The organism is Actinomadura keratinilytica, assembly GCF_039539665.1.
GTDB classification, from domain to species: Bacteria; Actinomycetota; Actinomycetes; order Streptosporangiales; family Streptosporangiaceae; genus Spirillospora; species Spirillospora keratinilytica.
The window spans coordinates 22,631-40,283 of sequence record NZ_BAABDO010000058.1 but is presented as its reverse complement, the minus strand read 5'-3'; the positions used below and the strand labels follow the sequence as shown (position 1 = coordinate 40,283).

18 protein-coding genes and 1 riboswitch are annotated in these 17,653 nt (G+C 74.1%); of the genes, 6 read left to right on the top strand and 12 right to left on the bottom strand.

Annotated elements, in window-relative coordinates:
• Positions 1-77: 77 nt before the first annotated feature.
• The 3 genes from ABD879_RS18870 to clsA all read right to left on the bottom strand — a co-directional run bounded on the left by ABD879_RS18870 (position 78) and on the right by clsA (position 1,685).
• Entirely contained in the window at positions 78-218 is a 141-nt protein-coding gene (locus ABD879_RS18870; protein ID WP_345022784.1) for a hypothetical protein, read from the bottom strand.
• 84 nt (positions 219-302) lie between these two features.
• Positions 303-953 carry a LysE family translocator gene (locus ABD879_RS18865; protein WP_345022783.1) on the bottom strand — a complete coding sequence of 217 codons (651 nt, stop codon included), beginning with the start codon at positions 951-953 and terminating at the stop codon, positions 303-305.
• Positions 954-1,037: 84 nt separating this feature from the next.
• Positions 1,038-1,685, bottom strand: a complete 648-nt coding sequence (clsA, locus tag ABD879_RS18860) for a cardiolipin synthase ClsA (protein WP_345022785.1) — start codon at positions 1,683-1,685, stop codon at positions 1,038-1,040.
• Between the two features lie 427 nt (positions 1,686-2,112).
• A riboswitch (TPP riboswitch) is annotated at positions 2,113-2,224 on the top strand.
• On the opposite strand from clsA, the gene thiC reads away from it, so the two are divergent.
• The 3 genes from thiC to ABD879_RS18845 all read left to right on the top strand — a co-directional run bounded on the left by thiC (position 2,222) and on the right by ABD879_RS18845 (position 5,740).
• Positions 2,222-3,973 (top strand): phosphomethylpyrimidine synthase ThiC, encoded by a 1,752-nt coding sequence (gene thiC / locus ABD879_RS18855; RefSeq protein WP_345022782.1) that lies wholly within the window; start codon positions 2,222-2,224, stop codon positions 3,971-3,973. It overlaps the preceding riboswitch by 3 nt.
• A gap of 245 nt (positions 3,974-4,218) precedes the next feature.
• Positions 4,219-5,205 carry an SDR family oxidoreductase gene (locus ABD879_RS18850; protein ID WP_345022781.1) on the top strand — a complete coding sequence of 329 codons (987 nt, stop codon included), beginning with the start codon at positions 4,219-4,221 and terminating at the stop codon, positions 5,203-5,205.
• Between the two features lie 16 nt (positions 5,206-5,221).
• Positions 5,222-5,740 (top strand): inorganic diphosphatase, encoded by a 519-nt coding sequence (locus tag ABD879_RS18845; protein WP_345022780.1) that lies wholly within the window; start codon positions 5,222-5,224, stop codon positions 5,738-5,740.
• 39 nt (positions 5,741-5,779) lie between these two features.
• On the opposite strand, the gene ABD879_RS18840 is transcribed toward ABD879_RS18845, so the two are convergent.
• The 9 genes from ABD879_RS18840 to ABD879_RS18800 all read right to left on the bottom strand — a co-directional run bounded on the left by ABD879_RS18840 (position 5,780) and on the right by ABD879_RS18800 (position 14,885).
• The gene (locus ABD879_RS18840) at positions 5,780-6,745 is read right to left on the bottom strand and encodes a PDR/VanB family oxidoreductase (RefSeq protein ID WP_345022779.1); all 966 of its coding nucleotides are present in this window, start codon (positions 6,743-6,745) and stop codon (positions 5,780-5,782) included.
• A gap of 175 nt (positions 6,746-6,920) precedes the next feature.
• A complete protein-coding gene (locus tag ABD879_RS18835; RefSeq protein WP_345022778.1) occupies positions 6,921-8,180 on the bottom strand; it encodes a cation:proton antiporter in 1,260 nt (419 codons plus the stop codon).
• A gap of 7 nt (positions 8,181-8,187) precedes the next feature.
• Positions 8,188-8,670 carry a cation:proton antiporter regulatory subunit gene (locus tag ABD879_RS18830; protein ID WP_345022777.1) on the bottom strand — a complete coding sequence of 161 codons (483 nt, stop codon included), beginning with the start codon at positions 8,668-8,670 and terminating at the stop codon, positions 8,188-8,190.
• A 249-nt stretch (positions 8,671-8,919) separates the two neighbouring features.
• Positions 8,920-9,423 (bottom strand): anthrone oxygenase family protein, encoded by a 504-nt coding sequence (locus ABD879_RS18825; RefSeq protein ID WP_345022776.1) that lies wholly within the window; start codon positions 9,421-9,423, stop codon positions 8,920-8,922.
• Between the two features lie 139 nt (positions 9,424-9,562).
• The gene (locus tag ABD879_RS18820) at positions 9,563-10,558 is read right to left on the bottom strand and encodes an ABC transporter substrate-binding protein (RefSeq protein WP_345022775.1); all 996 of its coding nucleotides are present in this window, start codon (positions 10,556-10,558) and stop codon (positions 9,563-9,565) included.
• Positions 10,555-11,430: an ABC transporter permease gene (locus ABD879_RS18815; protein WP_345022774.1), complete on the bottom strand. Its 876-nt coding sequence runs from the start codon at positions 11,428-11,430 to the stop codon at positions 10,555-10,557. Before ABD879_RS18815 ends, ABD879_RS18820 begins: the two co-directional genes overlap by 4 nt.
• Positions 11,431-11,485: 55 nt before the next feature.
• The gene (locus tag ABD879_RS18810) at positions 11,486-12,298 is read right to left on the bottom strand and encodes an ABC transporter ATP-binding protein (protein ID WP_345022773.1); all 813 of its coding nucleotides are present in this window, start codon (positions 12,296-12,298) and stop codon (positions 11,486-11,488) included.
• 86 nt (positions 12,299-12,384) lie between these two features.
• Entirely contained in the window at positions 12,385-13,599 is a 1,215-nt protein-coding gene (locus ABD879_RS18805) for a threonine synthase (protein ID WP_345022772.1), read from the bottom strand.
• A complete protein-coding gene (locus ABD879_RS18800; protein WP_345022771.1) occupies positions 13,596-14,885 on the bottom strand; it encodes an amidohydrolase in 1,290 nt (429 codons plus the stop codon). Before ABD879_RS18800 ends, ABD879_RS18805 begins: the two co-directional genes overlap by 4 nt.
• 233 nt (positions 14,886-15,118) lie before the next feature.
• Between ABD879_RS18800 and ABD879_RS18795 the strand changes: the two genes are divergently transcribed.
• The 3 genes from ABD879_RS18795 to ABD879_RS18785 are packed head-to-tail and all read left to right on the top strand — an operon-like array spanning position 15,119 to position 17,621.
• Positions 15,119-16,003, top strand: a complete 885-nt coding sequence (locus ABD879_RS18795; protein WP_345022770.1) for an ABC transporter substrate-binding protein — start codon at positions 15,119-15,121, stop codon at positions 16,001-16,003.
• Between the two features lie 50 nt (positions 16,004-16,053).
• Positions 16,054-16,848, top strand: coding sequence for an amino acid ABC transporter permease (locus ABD879_RS18790; protein WP_345022769.1), 795 nt, complete (start codon positions 16,054-16,056; stop codon positions 16,846-16,848).
• Complete coding sequence (locus tag ABD879_RS18785) at positions 16,845-17,621, top strand: amino acid ABC transporter ATP-binding protein (RefSeq protein WP_345022768.1); 777 nt, start codon at positions 16,845-16,847, stop codon at positions 17,619-17,621. Before ABD879_RS18790 ends, ABD879_RS18785 begins: the two co-directional genes overlap by 4 nt.
• The last annotated feature ends 32 nt before the right edge of the window (positions 17,622-17,653 follow it).

Genomic DNA, 17,653 nt, shown 5'->3' with positions numbered 1-17,653 from the left:
GCCAGCAGCACGCCGGCCAGCACCAGGACCGCCAGCACGCCGGTGCCGTGCCGCCGCCCGCGCGCGGCGGGCCCGCCCTAGGCGGCGCGGCGGGCGGCGGCGACGGCGTATCCGGGGTCGAGCAGCCGGCCGGCGAACAGGTCGGCCAGCAGCGACATGGAGGCGTCCGGACGTCTGGCGGCAGACGCGTCGGGGGCGTCGGGGCTGCGGCTGGTCACCGCCCCATCATGGCAAGGCCGCGGGGGACGACGTGCAGGTCAGCCGTTGTGACCTGCGTCGCGCGCGGCGGCCGGGCCGGCGCGTCAGGGGGTCGCGGCGGCGGCGCGGGAGCGGTCCAGGCCCAGGTGCACCGCGAGGGCGCCCAGCACCGAGCCCATCACGTACCGCTGGACGCGCTGCCAGGCCGGGCGGCGGGCCAGGAACCGGGCGATCGAGCCCGCGCCCAGCACGATCAGGCCGTTGACGGTGACCGCGACGGCGATCTGGGTGAGCGCCAGCAGCAGGCTCTGCGCGGCGACGTGGCCGCGGGCCGGGTCGACGAACTGCGGCAGCAGCGACACGTACAGGACGGCGATCTTCGGGTTGAGCAGGTTGGTGAGCAGGCCCATGGCGAACAGGCGGCGCGGCGGGTCGGCGGGCAGCTCGCGCGGCGCGAACACCGCCGTGCCGCCGGGGCGCACGGCCTGCCAGGCCAGCCACAGCAGGTAGGCGGCGCCGGCCAGTTTGACCGCCGTGTACAGGGCGGGGACCAGCGTGAACACCGCGGTCAGTCCGGCGGTGGCGGCGACGGCGTACACGGTGAAGCCGGTCGCCACCCCGCCCAGCGAGATCAGCCCGGCCCGGCGGCCCTGGGTGATCGACCGGGACACCAGGTAGATCATGTTGGGGCCGGGCGTCAGCACCAGGCCGAGCGCCACCGCCGCGATGCCGAGAAACGCACCCAAGGTAATCATCGAACCCCCTTGTCGGAGATGTCCTCCGAGCGTAGCGGGTACGTGATCTTGAAGCGAGACTCCGGGCGGGCCGGATCCGGCAGGCTAGTCGGGCCTCTCCCCCGCGGCTTCCTCCCCGCCCCCGCCGGTGCGCTCAGCGCCGGCTCGCTCAGCGCCGGTCGGTTCTGCGCCGGGGGCGTCCGCGATGGGACCGGCCTGCATCAGCTGCCGCGCCTGCCGCCAGTAGAGGGCGGCGGCCCACCAGTACAGGCCCGTCCCCCAGATCGCGAAGCACCAGCCGACGATCTTGGCCGCGGTGGCCGCGGTGCCGTCGTGGTCGCCCAGCAGCAGCAGCGGGAAGGCGTACAGCAGGCACAGGGTGGCGGCCTTGCCCACGAAGTGCACCGGCAGCGTCCCGCCGTAGCCCAGGCGCCGCAGCAGCGGCATGATCGGCGCGATCGCGACCTCCCGGCCCACCAGCAGCACCACCAGCCACAGCGGGATGACCTCGCGGACGGTCAGGCCGATCAGGGTGACCAGGATGTACAGCCGGTCGGCGGCCGGGTCCAGCACCATGCCGAGCCTGCTGGTCTGGTTGAGGGCGCGGGCCAGGCGGCCGTCCAGCCAGTCCGACAGGCCGGCGAACACCAGCACGCCCAGCGCCCACCAGTCGGCGCCGACCAGCACCAGCCACAGGAACAGCGGCACGCCGAGCAGGCGCGCGAAGCTCAGGACGTTCGGGATCGTCCAGATCCGACCGGACGCCGCCCCGGCGTCGTCCCTGTCGGGCGGCGGCTGCCGGTGCGGCGGCCCCCCGGCCCCCGGTGCGCTCCCGGGCGGCGACGCCCCGCCTCCGGCTCGGGGCGTCACGCCCCCCGTCCCCCCGCCCACGACTGCCATCACTGACGCGCTCGCTCTCCTCGGTCCGGGCCCACCGGCCAGGCAGGACAACGCATCTCTGTCCCCTAGATCCTGACCCTACCGGTCGGCTCGCGGAAGCCCCCGAGAGCGCCCGGCCCTCGCGGCCCCGCATGCCCGCAGGCCCGGCGCCGAACCGCCCGGCGGGCCGATCGGGCCGGGCGCGCGATGGCGTTGGTCACATCGCGTCAGGTGCCGGCGGCGCCGCCTTACCTCATGATCCCGGGTTGCGGCAACGGGGGTGCCGCAGGTTAGCGTCGGCGCGACAGATCGCGGGGGCCCGGCGAACCGGGCTGAGATCGCGGCTGATACGGCCGCCGACCGCTGGAACCTGACCGGGTAATGCCGGCGTAGGGAGAGATCACGTCATCATGACCGACAGCGTTTCCACGCCTGTCCGCACCGACCTTCCCGTCCGCAAGACGTACCTCGTCGGGTCGCGTCCCGACGTGCGCGTCCCCATGCGGGAGGTGTCGCTGACCAACGGCGCGAAGGTGGTGCTGTACGACACCTCCGGGCCGTACACCGACCCCGACCACGTCGTCGACGTGCGGCGCGGCCTGCCCGCCCTGCGGGCCCGGTGGATCGCCGAGCGCGGCGACACCGCCGAGTACGAGGGGCGGCCCGTCCGGCCGGAGGACGACGGCCGCCGGTCCGCCGACCCGCTGCGCGGCCAGGGGGCCTTTCCGCCGCGCCGGCCGCGCCGGGCCACCGGCGGGGCGGTGACGCAGCGGGCGTACGCGCGGCGCGGGGAGATCACCCCGGAGATGGAGTTCGCGGCGCTGCGCGAGGGGGTGCCGCCGGAGGTGGTCCGCGAGGAGCTGGCGGCGGGACGGGCGGTGCTGCCCGCCAACGTCAACCACCCCGAGTCCGAGCCGATGGTGATCGGTTCCCGGTTCCTGTGCAAGGTCAACGCGAACATCGGCAACTCGGCGGTGGCCTCCTCCATCGAGGAGGAGGTGGACAAGATGACGTGGGCGACGCGGTGGGGCGCCGACACGGTCATGGACCTGTCCACCGGGCGCGACATCCACACCACGCGCGAGTGGATCCTGCGCAACTCGCCCGTCCCGGTCGGCACGGTGCCGCTCTACCAGGCGCTGGAGAAGGTCGGCGGCGACCCGGCCGAGCTGACCTACGAGATCTTCCGGGACACCGTCATCGAGCAGGCCGAGCAGGGCGTGGACTACATGACGGTGCACGCCGCGGTGCTGCTGCGGTACATCCCGCTGACCGCGCGCCGCAAGACCGGCATCGTCTCGCGCGGCGGGTCGATCATGGCGGCGTGGTGCCTGGCGCACCACAAGGAGAACTTCCTGTACACCAACTTCCGCGAGCTGTGCGAGATCTTCGCCGCCTACGACATCACCTGGTCGCTGGGCGACGGGCTGCGGCCCGGGTCGATCGCCGACGCCAACGACGAGGCGCAGTTCGCCGAGCTGCGCACGCAGGGCGAGCTCACCCGGATCGCCGCCGAGTACGACAACCAGGTGATGAACGAGGGCCCGGGGCACGTGCCCATGCACAAGATCAAGGAGAACGTCGACCTGCAGCGGGAGCTGTGCGGCGGGGCGCCGTTCTACACGCTGGGCCCGCTGACGACGGACATCGCGCCCGGCTACGACCACATCACCTCCGCGATCGGCGCGGCGATGATCGGCTGGTACGGCACCGCGATGCTGTGCTACGTCACCCCCAAGGAGCACCTGGGCCTGCCGGACCGCGACGACGTCAAGGCGGGCGTGATCGCCTACAAGATCGCCGCGCACGCCGCGGACCTGGCCAAGGGGCATCCGGGGGCGCAGGCATGGGACGACGCGCTGTCGGACGCGCGGTTCGAGTTCCGCTGGGAGGACCAGTTCAACCTGTCCCTGGACCCCGACACCGCCCGCGCCTTCCACGACGAGACGCTGCCGGCCGAGCCCGCCAAGACCGCGCACTTCTGCTCGATGTGCGGGCCGCACTTCTGCGCGATGAAGATCACACAGGACGTGCGCCGGTACGCCGAGGAGCGGTCGCTGACCGAGTCGGAGGCGCTGGAGGCGGGGATGCGTGAGAAGGCCGCCGAGTTCACCGCGTCGGGCGGCCGCATCTACCTGCCGATCACCCCGTCGGACGCCTGATCCGGCGCCCGTCCGTCCCGGGCGCCGCCACGCCTGGGACGGACGGGCGCGGTCCGCGTGTTCCGACCGGGTTCGCCCCTCCGCACCGGGCCCCGAATCGCCATTGTTCGGACATCGCGCCGGGTACCCCGGGCGTGTCCGCATGCCGCGCGCGGCCCCGGGTATGTGGCCGCACGGTCGGCACCGGCCGGACCGGCACCGCCGGTCCGGCCGGTGCGCGGTGCGAGGGAGGTGTGGAGGTCCGGGTGAGAGCCAGGAACGCCGTCGTCGTGATCACCGGCGCGTCCAGCGGGATCGGCCGCGCCACCGCGCTGGCCTTCGCCGACCGGGGCGCTTCGGTGGTGCTGGCGGCCCGACGCGGCAACGCGCTGGAGGAGGTCGCGGTCGAGTGCCGCCGCCGGGGCGGGCGGGCGCTGGCCGTGCCGACCGACGTCACCGACGTCCGGTCGGTCGAGGAGCTGGCGCGGCGGGCCGCCGACCGGTTCGGCCGCGTCGACATGTGGGTGAACGCCGCGGCGGTGTCGCTGTTCGGGCCGTTCGAGGACGTGCCGCTGGAGGACTTCCGCCGCGTCCTGGACGTCAACGTGATGGGGTACGTGCACGGCGCGCGGGCGGCGCTGCCGTTCCTGCGCCGCGCACGGCGGGGCGTGCTGGTGAACGTGTCGTCGGTGGTGGCGCTCGCACCGCAGCCGTACGCGACCGCGTACGCGATGTCCAAGGCCGCGGTGTCGGCGCTGAGCGCCAGCATCCGCCAGGAGCTGCGGGTGCGGGGCGAGCACAGGGTGAAGGTGTGCACGGTGCTGCCCGCCACGATCGACACGCCGCTGTTCCAGCACGCCGCCAACTACACCGGCCGCCGGGTGGTGGCGATGCCGCCGGTGTATCCGCCCGAGAGGGTGGCGCGGGCGATCGTCGGGCTGCTGCGCTCGCCGGTCCCGGAGGTGGTGGTCGGCCGCGCAGGCCGGCTGCTGCGGCTGCAGGCCCGGCTCAACCGGCGGCGGCTGGAGCGCGGCATGGCCCGGCGGGTGGCGCGCCGCCACCTGTCGCGCAGGGACGTGGCCCCGGCCACGTCCGGCACCGTGCACGCGCCCACGAGAGACACCGGCACGGTGCGCGGCGGCTGGGACGGCGGCTGGCCCGCGCTGCGCCGCGCCGCGGCCGTGGCCGCGGTGGGCGCGGCGGCCGCGGCGGTGGCGGGACGGCTCGGGCAGGAACGCGCGGGCGCGCGGTAGAAGCGAGGAGGCGGGGGTGGAGTTCGACATCGTCGTGGAGATCCCCAAGGGGTCCCGCAACAAGTACGAGATGGACCACGGGCTGGGCCGCATCCGGCTCGACCGGCTGCTGTTCACCGCGACGCAGTATCCGGTCGACTACGGGTTCATCCCCGGCACGCGCGCCGAGGACGGGGAGGCGCTGGACGCCATGGCGCTGCTGGAGGAGCCGACCTTCCCGGGCTGCCTGGTGTCGGTGCGGCCGCTCGGGGTGTTCTGGATGCTGGACGAGCAGGGCCCGGACGCCAAGATCCTCACCGTGCCGGCCCGCGACCCGAGGTACGCCGAGCTGCGGGAGCTGGCCGACGTGCCCGCGCACGTGCTGGCCGAGATCGGGCACTTCTTCGACATCTACAAGGAGCTGGAGCCCTGCAAGGAGGCCGACGTGCGCGGCTGGCAGGACCGCGCGGCGGCCGAGCGGGAGGTGAGCGCGTCGTTCGACCGGGCGCACACGCCCGACGGCCGGCACGACCGCATCGCGTCCGCGCCGTCGTGAGCGGCGCCTCGCCTCGAGGTGCCGCGGGCGGGCGGGGGCTCACAGGTCGAGGGTGAGGCGGGCGCCGCGGGCGCGGGAGACGCAGATCATCATGATCTCGCCGGACCGGCGCTCCTCGTCGGTGAGCACCGAGTCGCGGTGGTCGGGCTCGCCGCCCAGCACCTCGGTCTCGCAGGTGCCGCAGGTGCCCTCCCGGCAGGACGACAGCACCTGCACGCCCGCCTCCTCCACCACCTGCAGGATGGACTTGCCGGGCGGCACGGTCAGCGTCCTGCCGGACCGGGCCAGCTCCACCTCGAACGACTCGCGGGGGCCGGTGTCGTCCCTGGGGGTGAAGCGTTCGACGTGCAGGGCGCCGGGCGGCCAGGCGGCGCAGCGCTCCTCCGCGGCGGCCAGCAGCGGTTCGGGGCCGCAGCAGTACACCGCGGTGCGCTCGTCCGGCTCGGCGAGCAGGGCGTCCAGGTCGAGCAGGCCCGTCTCGTCCTGGGGGCGGACGCTGACGCGGTCGCCGTACGCGCGTTCCAGGTCGGCGCGGAAGGCCATCGCCGCGCGGGTGCGGCCGCCGTACACGAGCCTCCAGTCGGCGCCGGAGGCGTCGGCGGCGGCCAGCATCGGCACGATCGGGGTGATGCCGATGCCGCCCGCGATGAACAGGTAGCGGTCCGCCGCGACCAGCGGGAAGTGGTTGCGGGGGCCGCGGACGGCCAGCCGGTCGCCTTCGGCCAGCCGCCGGTGCACGTGCTCGGAGCCGCCGCGGCCGTCCCGCTCCCGCAGCACCGCGACCTGGAGCACCGACCGGTCGGCCGGGTCGCCGCACAGCGAGTACTGGCGGACCAGGCCGGGGGCGAGCACCAGGTCGACGTGCGCGCCGGGTTCCCACGAGGGGAACGGCCCGCCGTCCGGGCGGCGCAGCGTCAGCAGCACCACGTCCTCGGCGACGGGCCGCCTGCCGTCCAGGACGACGTCCAGATCGACCTCGGTACGGGGAGGATCCTGCACGGGCATGCTCTGCTCTCCTTGGGCGCCGCCGAAGACCGAAGGGACGGTCACCCGGAAGCCTGGGGCACGGCCCCGGCGCGGAGAAGCGGCTTTTCCGGCGAATGGAAAGACAACAGACGTCAGGGCCCGCCGCGGTGCGCACGGCGGCCCCTGATCACGTCGTCAGCGGACGATCCGCCGGTCAGCCGACGGGGCTCGCGGCCGGGCTGGGATCGTCGTCGCCGGCGTCGGAGCGCCCGCCGGAGCGTTCGCGGACGGGCCCGTCGTCGATCGCCTTCTCGGGCGGGTGCTTGTGGTACAGCTTGCGGGCCAGCGGCTCGGCGCAGCGGGCCAGCAGCGGCCCGGCGATCGCCAGGATCAGCACGTAGGCGGCGGCCAGCGGGCCGATCCGCGGGTTGACCCCGGCGGAGACGGCCAGCCCGGCGATGACGATGTTGAACTCACCGCGCGGCACCAGCGAGGCGCCGGCGCGCAGCCGGCCGGTGGGCGCCACACCCGCCTGGCGGGCGGCCAGCCAGCCGGTGGCCAGCTTGGTGGCGATCCCGGCCACGGCGAGCAGCGCGGCCACGCCGAACACCGGCGGCAGCTCGGCCGGGTCGGTGTGCAGGCCGAAGAAGACGAAGAACACCGCGGAGAACAGGTCCCGCAGCGGGGTGAGCACCTCCCGCGCCGAGTGCGCCAGCGGCCCCGACAGCGCGATGCCCACCAGGAACGCGCCGACCGCTGCCGAGACCTGCAGCTGCTGGGCCAGCCCGGCGACCAGCACCGTCAGGCCCAGCACCTTCAGCAGCAGCACCTCGTCGGTGGGGCTTTCGACGAACCGCTCCACCAGCCGTCCCCAGCGCAGCGCCACGATGAGGATGACGGTGATGGTGGCGGCGGCGATCGCCAGGGTCTTGGCGCCGGCCACCAGCCCGGCGCCGGCCAGCAGCGTGGTGACGATGGGCAGGTAGGCGGCCATCGCCAGGTCCTCGAAGACCAGCACCGACAGCACCCGGGGGGTCTCCCGGTTGCCCAGCCAGCCCAGGTCGCCCATCACCTTGGCGGTGATGCCCGAGGAGGTGACGTAGGTGACGCCGCCCATGACGACGGCCGCCACCGGGCCCCAGCCGAGCAGCAGCGCCGTCACCACTCCGGGTGCGGCGTTCAGGACCAGGTCGGCCAGCCCGACCGGGGCCGAGGTGCGCAGTGTGCCGACCAGCTCGCCGGCGGTGTACTCCAGGCCAAGGGTGAACAGCAGCAGGATGACCCCGACCTCGGCGCCGATGGAGACGAACTCCTCGCTGGTCGTCAGCGGAAGTACGCCACCGGAGCCGAAGGCCAGCCCCGCCACCAGGTACAGCGGGATCGCCGAGATCGAGAACCGTACGGCCACGGCGCCCAGCAGGCCCAGGGCCAGGATGATCGCACCGAGTTCGATGAGCTGAACGGCAGACTCCATCCGCGGATCACCCGCTCGCCAGGATCTCGGCGACGGCGGCGGTGCCCTCCTCGGTGCCGACCACGACGACGGTGTCGCCCTCGTGGAAGACGAAGTCGGGTCGGGGGCTGGCGTGCACGCGGCCCGCGCGCACCACGGCCACGATCGACGCGCCGGTGCGGGTGCGCGCCTGGGTGGCGGCGAGCGGGCGCCCGTCGAACGGCGAGCCCGCGGCGATCGGGAACTGCTGGGTGACCAGGCCCTCCACCTCGCGGTGCAGCTCGGCCAGGCGCTCCACGACCCGGCCCGAGCCGAGCAGCTCGGCCAGCGCGTTGGCCTCCTCGCCGGTCAGCGCGACCGACACCACGCAGGTGTCCGGGTCCTCCTTGTCGTAGATGACCAGGTCACGGCGGTCGGTGCGATGCGTCACCACCCCGATCTGGCGGCCGCGGCTGGTGGTTAGCACGTGCCGCAACCCGATCCCCGGCAGTGTCGTCCGTTCGACGTCCATGACCTCTCCCTCTGCGCCCGTCGTTCGGCCCCCGTCACGGGCCCGGACCAGCGGACATGTGCCCGCAATGTGATCGTTTGACCCACGCGAATGGTAGTGCACCATGCGCACGGTCTGTAACGATGTGCCAGCTTAGAGGGCGGAAGCAGACAGATCACGACGGGGACGGCCCGGCGGTCACGCCGGGATCGCCGGGGCGCCCGGCCGCGGAGGCGGGCGTCCCGGCCTGCCCGGGCCGGCGCGGGGCGGTCAGCGGTTCGCGCCCCACTTGTGGCAGCCCAGCGCCATCAGCAGGACGCTGGCGCTGCTGAACACGGCCCGGGTGGTGTTCCAGGCCGTCCAGCGCCCGGTGTAGTCCGCCCAGACCCGGGCGGCCTCTGCCGGGTCGGAGGGGATCCTCGTGACGTCCAGGGCGTTGTTCATCGGCACGTTGACGACCACCGTCGGCGCCAGCGCACCCAGCACGTAGACGGCGCCCGCCGACAGGAACAGCAGGCCCGCCGACCGCCGGCCGTCGGCCAGCAGCAGCGCGCCCGCCGCCCCGGCCGCGACCGGCGCGAGCAGGAACGCCCCCAGGAACACCGGGTTCTGGATGCGCCGGTTGATGCCCTGCATCGCGTCGACCGCCGAGGACGCGCGCGCCGCGTTCAGCCCGGGCATGACCCCGGTCGAGAAGCCGAAGAACGTCCCGGCCGCCCCGGCGGTCATCAGGATCGACAGGGCCGCCGGAACGGCCGCCAGGGTGCTCTTCACAGTGGTGCTCTCCTCCCGCTCGGCGGCCCCCTGCCGCCGAGCGGGACCGAGTCAACCGGGGCGGGCCGCGCGGCGACATGGCCGGGACGCTCGGCCGCATACGCGGGCGTCCACGGCGGCGGGCCGGCGGGCCGGGCTGTTAGGAGCCGTCCTCCTTCCGGACGGTGTCGAAGGCGAGATCGCGCCAGTCGGCCGGGACCTTCCTGATGACGCCGATCTCCTTCATGAACGCGGCGAGCTTCACCAGTCCGTGCGGGGTGGTGGTGAACTCGATGCCCTCGTAGGTCAGGTACTTCTCGTACTTCTCCGCGCCGATCCTGCCCTTCTCGGCGTCGGCGAGGATCTTCGCGGCCTCGGCGGGCTGCTCGGTGATGAAGTCGTTGGCGCGGGCGATCGCCTTGTGCACCGCGGTGAGGACGTCCGGGTTGCGTTCGGCGTACTCCTCGGTCGCGGCGACCACGTTGAAGCCGTGCCGCCCGAACAGGTCGTAGCTGTCCACCAGCTTGCGGGCGCCCTGCTCCACGGCCTGGAACTGGAACGGCGGGGAGGTGTAGGAGGCGGCGATCTGGCCGCCGAGCAGCGCCTCCAGGGCCTCGGGGTGGGCCATGGTCGCGATGTTCCGGTCCAGCGCGTGCGGGTCGCCGAGCTGCTGCTGGGCGGCCTTCTGCAGCATGACCGACTGGATGGAGCCCGGCTGCACGGCGGCGATCTGGTCGCCCTGCCGGAAGTCGCGCAGGCTCTTGAACCGGGGGTCCTTGGCCACCAGCCACAGCGGCATGTCGTTCAGCGACGAGACGATCTTCCAGGGGACGCCCGCGTCCCAGCCGATGAGCAGCGGGCCCAGGCCGGAGCAGCCGAGGTGGAGCTTGCCCGACAGCAGCGCGTCCCGGACGGTGCCGCCCCCGGAGATGATCTTCCAGCTGATGGTGCGGCCGGGGAGCTCCTCCTCCAGCCACCGCTTGGCCTGGAGGACGGTGAACGGGGCGTAGCTGATCCCGTTGCCGATGGCGATGCCGATCTCCTTGCCGGACCCGCCGGCGGCACCGCCGCCGCACGCGGCCGACAGCGCCGCGGCGCCCGCGCCGAGGGCGCCCAGCCGCAGGGCCTGGCGGCGGGTGTAGAGGGTCGAGGTCATATCGCTGCGCCTTCCTTCATGCCCCAGCGGCCCACCGTGCGCCGCTCGACCCAGCCGAAGACCAGGTCGAAGGCGATGCCGATGACGGCGATCGTCACCAGTCCGGCGAACACGTCGGGGATCCGTGCGAAGTAACGGGAGTTGTTGATGAAGAAGCCGAGGCCGCCGTGCGCGCCGGCGACGCCGAACACCAGCTCGGCGGCGATGATGGTGCGCCAGCCGAACGCCCAGCCGGTCTTCAGCCCGGCGATGGCGTGCGGCAGCGCGGCCGGCATGAGCACGTCGCGGGTGAGCCGCCAGCCGCGCAGGCCCAGGTTGCGGCCGACCATCGTGATCGTGGCGGGGACCGTGCGGAACCCCATGCTGACGTTGACGGTCATCGGCCACAGCACGGCGTTGGCGGTGACGAAGACCAGCGCCGAGTCCGTCAGCCCGAACCACAGGATCGCCAGCGGCAGCACCGCCACCGACGGCAGCGGGTTGATCATGGAGGTCAGCAGGGTCAGCACGTCGTCGCCGATCTTTGTGGTGGTCGCCGCCACGGTGAGCACGACCGTGAGCGCGATGCCGATGCCCATGCCGGTCAGCAGCAGCCGCATGGTGGTCGCGGTGGCCACGGCGATGTCGCCGTTCGCCCAGCCGCGCGCGAACGCCTCCGCCACGTCGGCGGGGCCGACGAACACGAACCGGCTGACCCCCGACAGGGACGCGTACGCCTGCCAGATCGCGATCAGCACCGCGAACACGACGGTGCGCCGCGCCCAGGTCGGCAGGCGCGACCAGGGCGTGCCGCCGCGGCCGGTGTCGGCGGCACGCTCACCGGCCGGCGCGGCGGCGGGTGCGCCGGTGGACGCTTCAGGCGTGTCGGGCACGTCGGGCACGTCGGACGCGTCAGGCGCGTCAGGCGCGTCAGGCGCGTCAGGCGTGTCAGTCGATGAAGGCACGGTCGAGGTCCTCTCCCTCCTCGGCGAGCAGCGCGCGCAGGGTGCGCCGGGCGTCGGCGAAGCCGGGGGCGTCCGGCCGGTCCAGTCCGCCGACGTCGACGATCCGCTCGACGTGCGACGGGCGGCCCGCGAGCACGACCACGCGGTCGCCGAGCAGGATCGCCTCGTCGATGCTGTGCGTGACGAACAGCAGGGTCACCTTGGTGCGCGCCGCGATGTCGGCCAGCTCCCGCTGCAGGCGGCCCCGGGTCTGGGCGTCCAGCGCGCCGAACGGCTCGTCCATGAGCAGCATGAGCGGGTCGATGGCCAGCGCCCGGGCGATGGCCACCCGCTGCTTCATCCCGCCGGAGAGCTGGTGCGGGTAGCTGTCGAGCGCCCCCTGCAGACCCATGAGCTCCAGGTACTCGGCGGCCCTGCGCCTGGCGGTGTCGCGGTCGGCGCCCGTCACCCGCAGCGGGTAGGCGACGTTGCCGAGGACGGTGCGCCAGGGGAACAGCTGGTCGAACTCCTGGAACACCACGGCGCGGTCGGGGCCCGGCTCCGGGGCCTCCCGGCCGTCGACGACGATGCGGCCCGCCGACGGGCGCAGGAATCCGGCGACCGCCTTGAGGATCGTGGACTTCCCGCAGCCGGAGGGGCCGAGCAGCATCACCTTCTCGCCGCGCCGGACCTGGAAGCTCGCCTCCCCCACCGCGGGCAGGTACCGCCCCTGCCGCCGGTATCCGATCGCGACCCGGTCGACGACCAGCAGGGCCGCGTCGTCGCGGGCGCGGGCGGCCGTCGCGTCATCGCCCACCGCGCTCCTCCCAAATGAAATTAATCCAGTAGGAAATATGGAGTTTCATCATGCCGCTCGCCCGTCCGCTCCGCGGTCGCGCCCGGTCAGGCCGGTTCGGGGGCGGGCACGACCTCGACGTCCACCGGGACCGTCCGCGGGTACTTCAGGCCGGCGCCGGTGTTCAGCACGACGACCTCGTCGTCCTCGGCGAGCCAGCCCGATTCGCGCAGCTTGCGGGCGGCGGTGAAGGCGGCCGCGCCCTCCGGGCAGACGAAGGCGCCCTCCAGGGCCGCGACCGCGCGCAGGTCGGCGAGCAGCTCCTCGTCGGTGACGCCGACCGCGGTGCCCGAGGTCGCGGCCAGCGCGTCCAGGATGAGGAAGTCGCCGATCGGCCGGGGCACGTTGATGCCGAACGCGACCGTGGTCGCCCCCGACCAGAACTCGCTGTGCCGCTCGCCGCGCTCGAAGGCGCGCACGATCGGCGCGCACCCGGCGGCCTGGACCGCGACCAGGCGCGGCGGCGGGCCGCTGATCCACCCCAGCTCCGCCAGCTCGGTCAGCGCCTTGTGGATGCCGATCAGGCCGACGCCGCCGCCGGTCGGGTAGATGATCACGTCGGGCGTCCGCCAGCCGAGCTGCTCGACGATCTCCAGGCCCATGGTCTTCTTGCCCTCGATCCGGTACGGCTCCTTGAGCGTCGAGGCGTCGAAGACCTCCCCGTCCGCGCGCGCCACCAGCTCGCCGACCATTCGCCCGGCGTCGCTGATCAGGCCGTCCACCACGGTCAGGTCCGCCCCCGCGGCCGCGCACTCGCGCCGGGTGATCTCCGGCGCGTCGGCCGGCATGACGACGGTCGCGGTCAGGCCGGCGCGCGCCCCGTACACCGACCAGGCGGCGCCGGCGTTGCCGTTGGTGGGCATCGCCAGCCGCTTGATCCCCAGCTCGGCCGCGCGCGAGACGCCGACCGCGGCGCCCCGGGCCTTGAACGAACCGGTGGGCACCAGGCCCTCGTCCTTCATCAGCAGGCCGGGCAGGCCGATGCGGGCGCCGTAGCGGGGCATCGGCAGCAGCGGCGTCATCCCCTCGCCGAGCGTGACCACCGCGTCGGCGCTGCCGACCGGCAGCAGCTCGTGGTACCGCCACAGGTCGGGCGGCCGGCGGGCGAGGTCGCCGGGGCGCACCGCCGCCCGGACGGCGGCCAGGTCGTAGCGGGCCAGCAGCGGCGACGCGCACCTGCGGCACAGGTTCTGCGGCCGGTCGGCGGCGTGGACGGCGCCGCACCGCCCGCACTCCAGATGGGACAGGTGGCTGAAGCTCACGGGACCTCCTTCTCCGGCGTGCGGATGGCACGCTCCAGGACGTCGGCGGCGATGCCGAGGCACGCCTCGTCGATGTCGAACGCGGGACTGTGGTGCGGCGCGGGACTGGAGGCCCCGACCACCAGGTACGTCGCCTGTCCGCCCTGCTCCTGGACCGCCCGCATCAGGAACGTGGCGTCGTCGCTGGCGCCGAACCGGTGCGCGTGGTGCACGCGCGTCACCGCGGGCAGCGCCCGGGCCGCCGCGGCGATCGCGCGCACCGCGGCCGGGTCGCAGTCCGCCGTCGTGGCGGCGCCGATCCGCTCGGTCCGCACCCCGACCTCGTGCGCGGCGCCCGCGGCGTCCAGCACGGCGCGGGCCCGGCGCTCCAGCTCGTCGCAGACGTGCCCGGCGGTGGCCCGCAGCTCCAGCCGCAGCTCGGCGTCGGCCGCGACGATGTTGGGGGCCGTCCCGGCGCGCAGCATCCCGACGTTGACCCGCGTGTCGGCGGCGGCGAACCGGGGCAGGGCGTGCAGGCCGAGCACCGCCTGGGCGGCGGCGAGCAGGGCGTTGCGCCCCTCCTCGGGGGCGTGCGCGGCGTGCGCCTGGCGTCCGGTGAACACCGCGCGCAGCTTGGCGTTGGCGAAGAAGCCGCAGGTGCCCGCGGCGACCTCGCCGACCGGCAGCCCGACCCCGAGGTGCAGCGCGTACAGGCGGTCCACCGCGGCGACGGCGCCCGCGCCGAGCATCGCGCGGGCGCCCCGCCCGCCCTCCTCGGCGGGCTGGAACAGCAGCCGGATCCGCCCGGGGAAGCCCCCTTTCGCCAGCCGCCGCGCCAGTTCGAGGCCCACCGCGATGTGCCCGTCGTGGCCGCAGGCGTGCATGGCCTCGGGGTCGCGCGAGGCGAAGCCCTCCCGCGCCGGCGCGTGGCCGGGGTCGGCGGACTCGGCCAGGGGCAGCGCGTCGATGTCGATCCGGACGGCGGTCACCGGCCCGGGAGCGCCGCCGTCGAGCTCGGCGACCACCGCGGTGTGCCCGTCGCGCACGGCCCGCAGCCCGTCGTCGTCGGCGCCCCAGGCCCGCGCCCGGTCCGCGGCGCGGGCCAGCTCCCGCGGGCCGGGCAGCGCCGGGACGTCGGACAGGTCGATGGCGTCCGCGCCGGTGCGCACCCGGTAGCCGAGCCTGCGCAGCTCCGCCGCGATCGCGACCGACGTCCACAGCTCGGTGAACGCCGTCTCCGGATGCGCGTGGAAGAGGCGGCGCAGTCCGACCGCGTCCCGCTCCGCGACCGATATCCCACCATTCATGTCGGGAAAGCATATGATCTCGTCCGGACCGCTCGCACCGGGGTCGGCCCGCCCGCCGGAGCGGCGGCGACCGGGCGGTCGTAGTGTACTTTTCCTACTTGTATAGTTGGTTGCCGGCCCGGGCGGCGATCCGACCTTCCGTCCGCTCCGCCCGGCCGCTTCCCCGGAAGCCGCGCCCCGCGGCCACCGCCGCCAGGGCGCGGTCCGCTGTGCGCACACCCTGCGAGGAGACCATGCTCCCCAAGCGCGTCCTCGGCGCCATCGCCGCCCTGTCCGCCGCACTGACCCTGACCGCGTGCGGAGGCGGATCGTCGGACTCGTCGGACGCCTCGTCCGGCGGCAACCCCTACAAGCTGATCCAGGCGGGCACGCTGCGGGCGGGCACCCTGACCGACGCCCCGCCCAACGTCTACCTCAAGGACGGCAAGTTCACCGGGTTCGACAACGACCTGCTGACCGCCGTCGCCGCCAAGATCGGCCTCAAGGTGGAGTTCGTCGGCACCGACTTCTCGGCCCTGCTGACCCAGGTGGCCGCGCACCGGTTCGACGTGGGCAGCTCCTCCATCACCATCACCGAGGCGCGCAAGAAGACCGTCTCGTTCACCAACGGCTACGACTTCGGCTACTTCGGGCTCGACGTGCCGGCCGGGTCGCCGATCAAGAGCTTCCAGGAGCTCAAGGGCAAGCGCGTCGTGGTCGTCCAGGGCACGGTCCAGGACGACTACGCCACCAAGGAGGGGCTGAACCCGGTGCGCGTGCCCGACTACAACAGCGCCCTCAACAAGCTGAAGACCAAGACGGCCGACGCCTGGATCTCCCCCGCCGAGATCGGGGAGAAGACCGCCGCAGACAGCGGCGGCAAGGTCGTCCTGGCGGCCAAGGAGCTCAGCCCCGCGCCGACCGCGTTCGCCGTCGCCCACGACCGCCCGGAGCTGCTCGCGGCGCTGAACAGGGGCCTGGACGAGGTGATCGAGGACGGCACGTGGACCAGGCTGCAGCAGCAGTACTACCCGGGCCGCGCGATCCCGGCGGAGTTCAAGCCCGGCAGCGGGAACGTGGACCACCCGCCGGTCAACGGCTCGGCGTCGCCGTCCGCGTCGGCGTCCGGCGCCCGGTGACCGGAGCCGTCCGGATGCCGGCGGGCCGGGCCTGCGGAGGGCGTTGAACCGTGGACGTGCTGGCGACGCTGTGGGACAGCTTCTTCGACTGGTCCTCCATGCGCGAGGCGCTGGGGGACATGGTCACCACGGGGCTGCCCAACACGCTGATCCTGTCGATCACCTCGGCGCTGATCGGGACCGTGCTCGGGCTGCTGCTGGCCATGGCGGGCATCGCGCGGAGGCGGTGGCTGCGCTGGCCCGCGCGCGTCTACACCGACGTCTTCCGCGGCCTGCCCGCCGTGGTGACGATCCTGCTCATCGGGGTGGGCCTGGCGCAGCCGGCGATGGAGCTGTGGGGGCCCAACCCGTACCCGCTCGGCATCCTCGCGCTCGCGCTCATCGCCACCGCCTACATCGGCGAGATCTTCCGGTCCGGCATCCAGAGCGTCGAGGCCGGGCAGCTGGAGGCGGCCCGCGCGCTGGGCTTCTCGCACGCCGCGGCGATGGCGCTGGTGATCATCCCGCAGGGGGTGCGGCGGGTGCTGCCGGCGTGGGTCAACCAGCTCATCGCGCTCATCAAGGAGTCCAGCCTGGTGTACTTCCTCGGCCTGGCGGCCGGGCAGCGCGAGCTGTTCCGGATCGGGCAGGACGCGGCCGCCAACAGCGGCGACCAGTCCGCGCTCGTGCTGGCCGGCCTGTTCTACCTGGCGCTCACGGTGCCGCTCACCCACCTGGTGAACTTCGTCGACCGGCGGCTGCGGCACGGGCGCCGCCGGGACGGCGCGGGCACCGACGACGACGGCGGCATGCTGCTGCTCACCGGCGGGACGCCGGTGCCGGCGCAGGGCGAGGAGGCCGGATGAGCGACGAGGAGCGCACCGGGCCGGCCGCCGGAGGCGAACCGGCGTTCTCCCCGGCCGGGCTGACCGCCCGCGACATCCACCTCTCCTTCGGCCGCACCAAGGTGCTGCGCGGGGTGGACCTCGACGTGCCGCCGGGCGGGACGGCCTGCCTGATCGGCCCGTCCGGCTCCGGCAAGTCGACGTTCCTGCGGACCATCAACCGGCTGCTGGAGCCCGACCGCGGCGACATCCTGCTGGACGGGGTGAGCGTGCTGGACGGCGACCCCGACGCGCTGCGGCGGCAGATCGGCATGGTGTTCCAGCAGTTCAACCTGTTTCCGCACATGAGCGTGCTGCGGAACCTGACGCTGCCGCTGCGCCGGATCAGGAGGCTGTCCGCCGACGAGGCCGAGGAGACCGCCCGCCGCCAGCTCGAGCTGGTCGGGCTGGCCGACAAGGCCGGCGCGCGCCCGGGGAGCCTGTCGGGCGGGCAGCAGCAGCGCGTCGCCATCGCCCGCGCGCTGGCGATGCGGCCGCGCGTGATGCTGTTCGACGAGGCGACCTCCGCGCTCGACCCCGAGCTGGTCAAGGGCGTGCTGGGCATCATGTCCGACCTGTCCCGGCAGGGCATGACCATGGTGGTCGTCACGCACGAGATGGGCTTCGCCCGCGAGGTGGCCGACACGGTCGCCTTCCTGGACCGCGGTGTCGCCGTCGAGTCCGGGCCGCCCGAGCAGATCTTCGACGCGCCGCGGAGCCCGCGGCTGCGCCGGTTCCTCGCCGACGTCCTTTGACCCCGGCCCGGGCCGCGCCCTCCGGGTTCGGG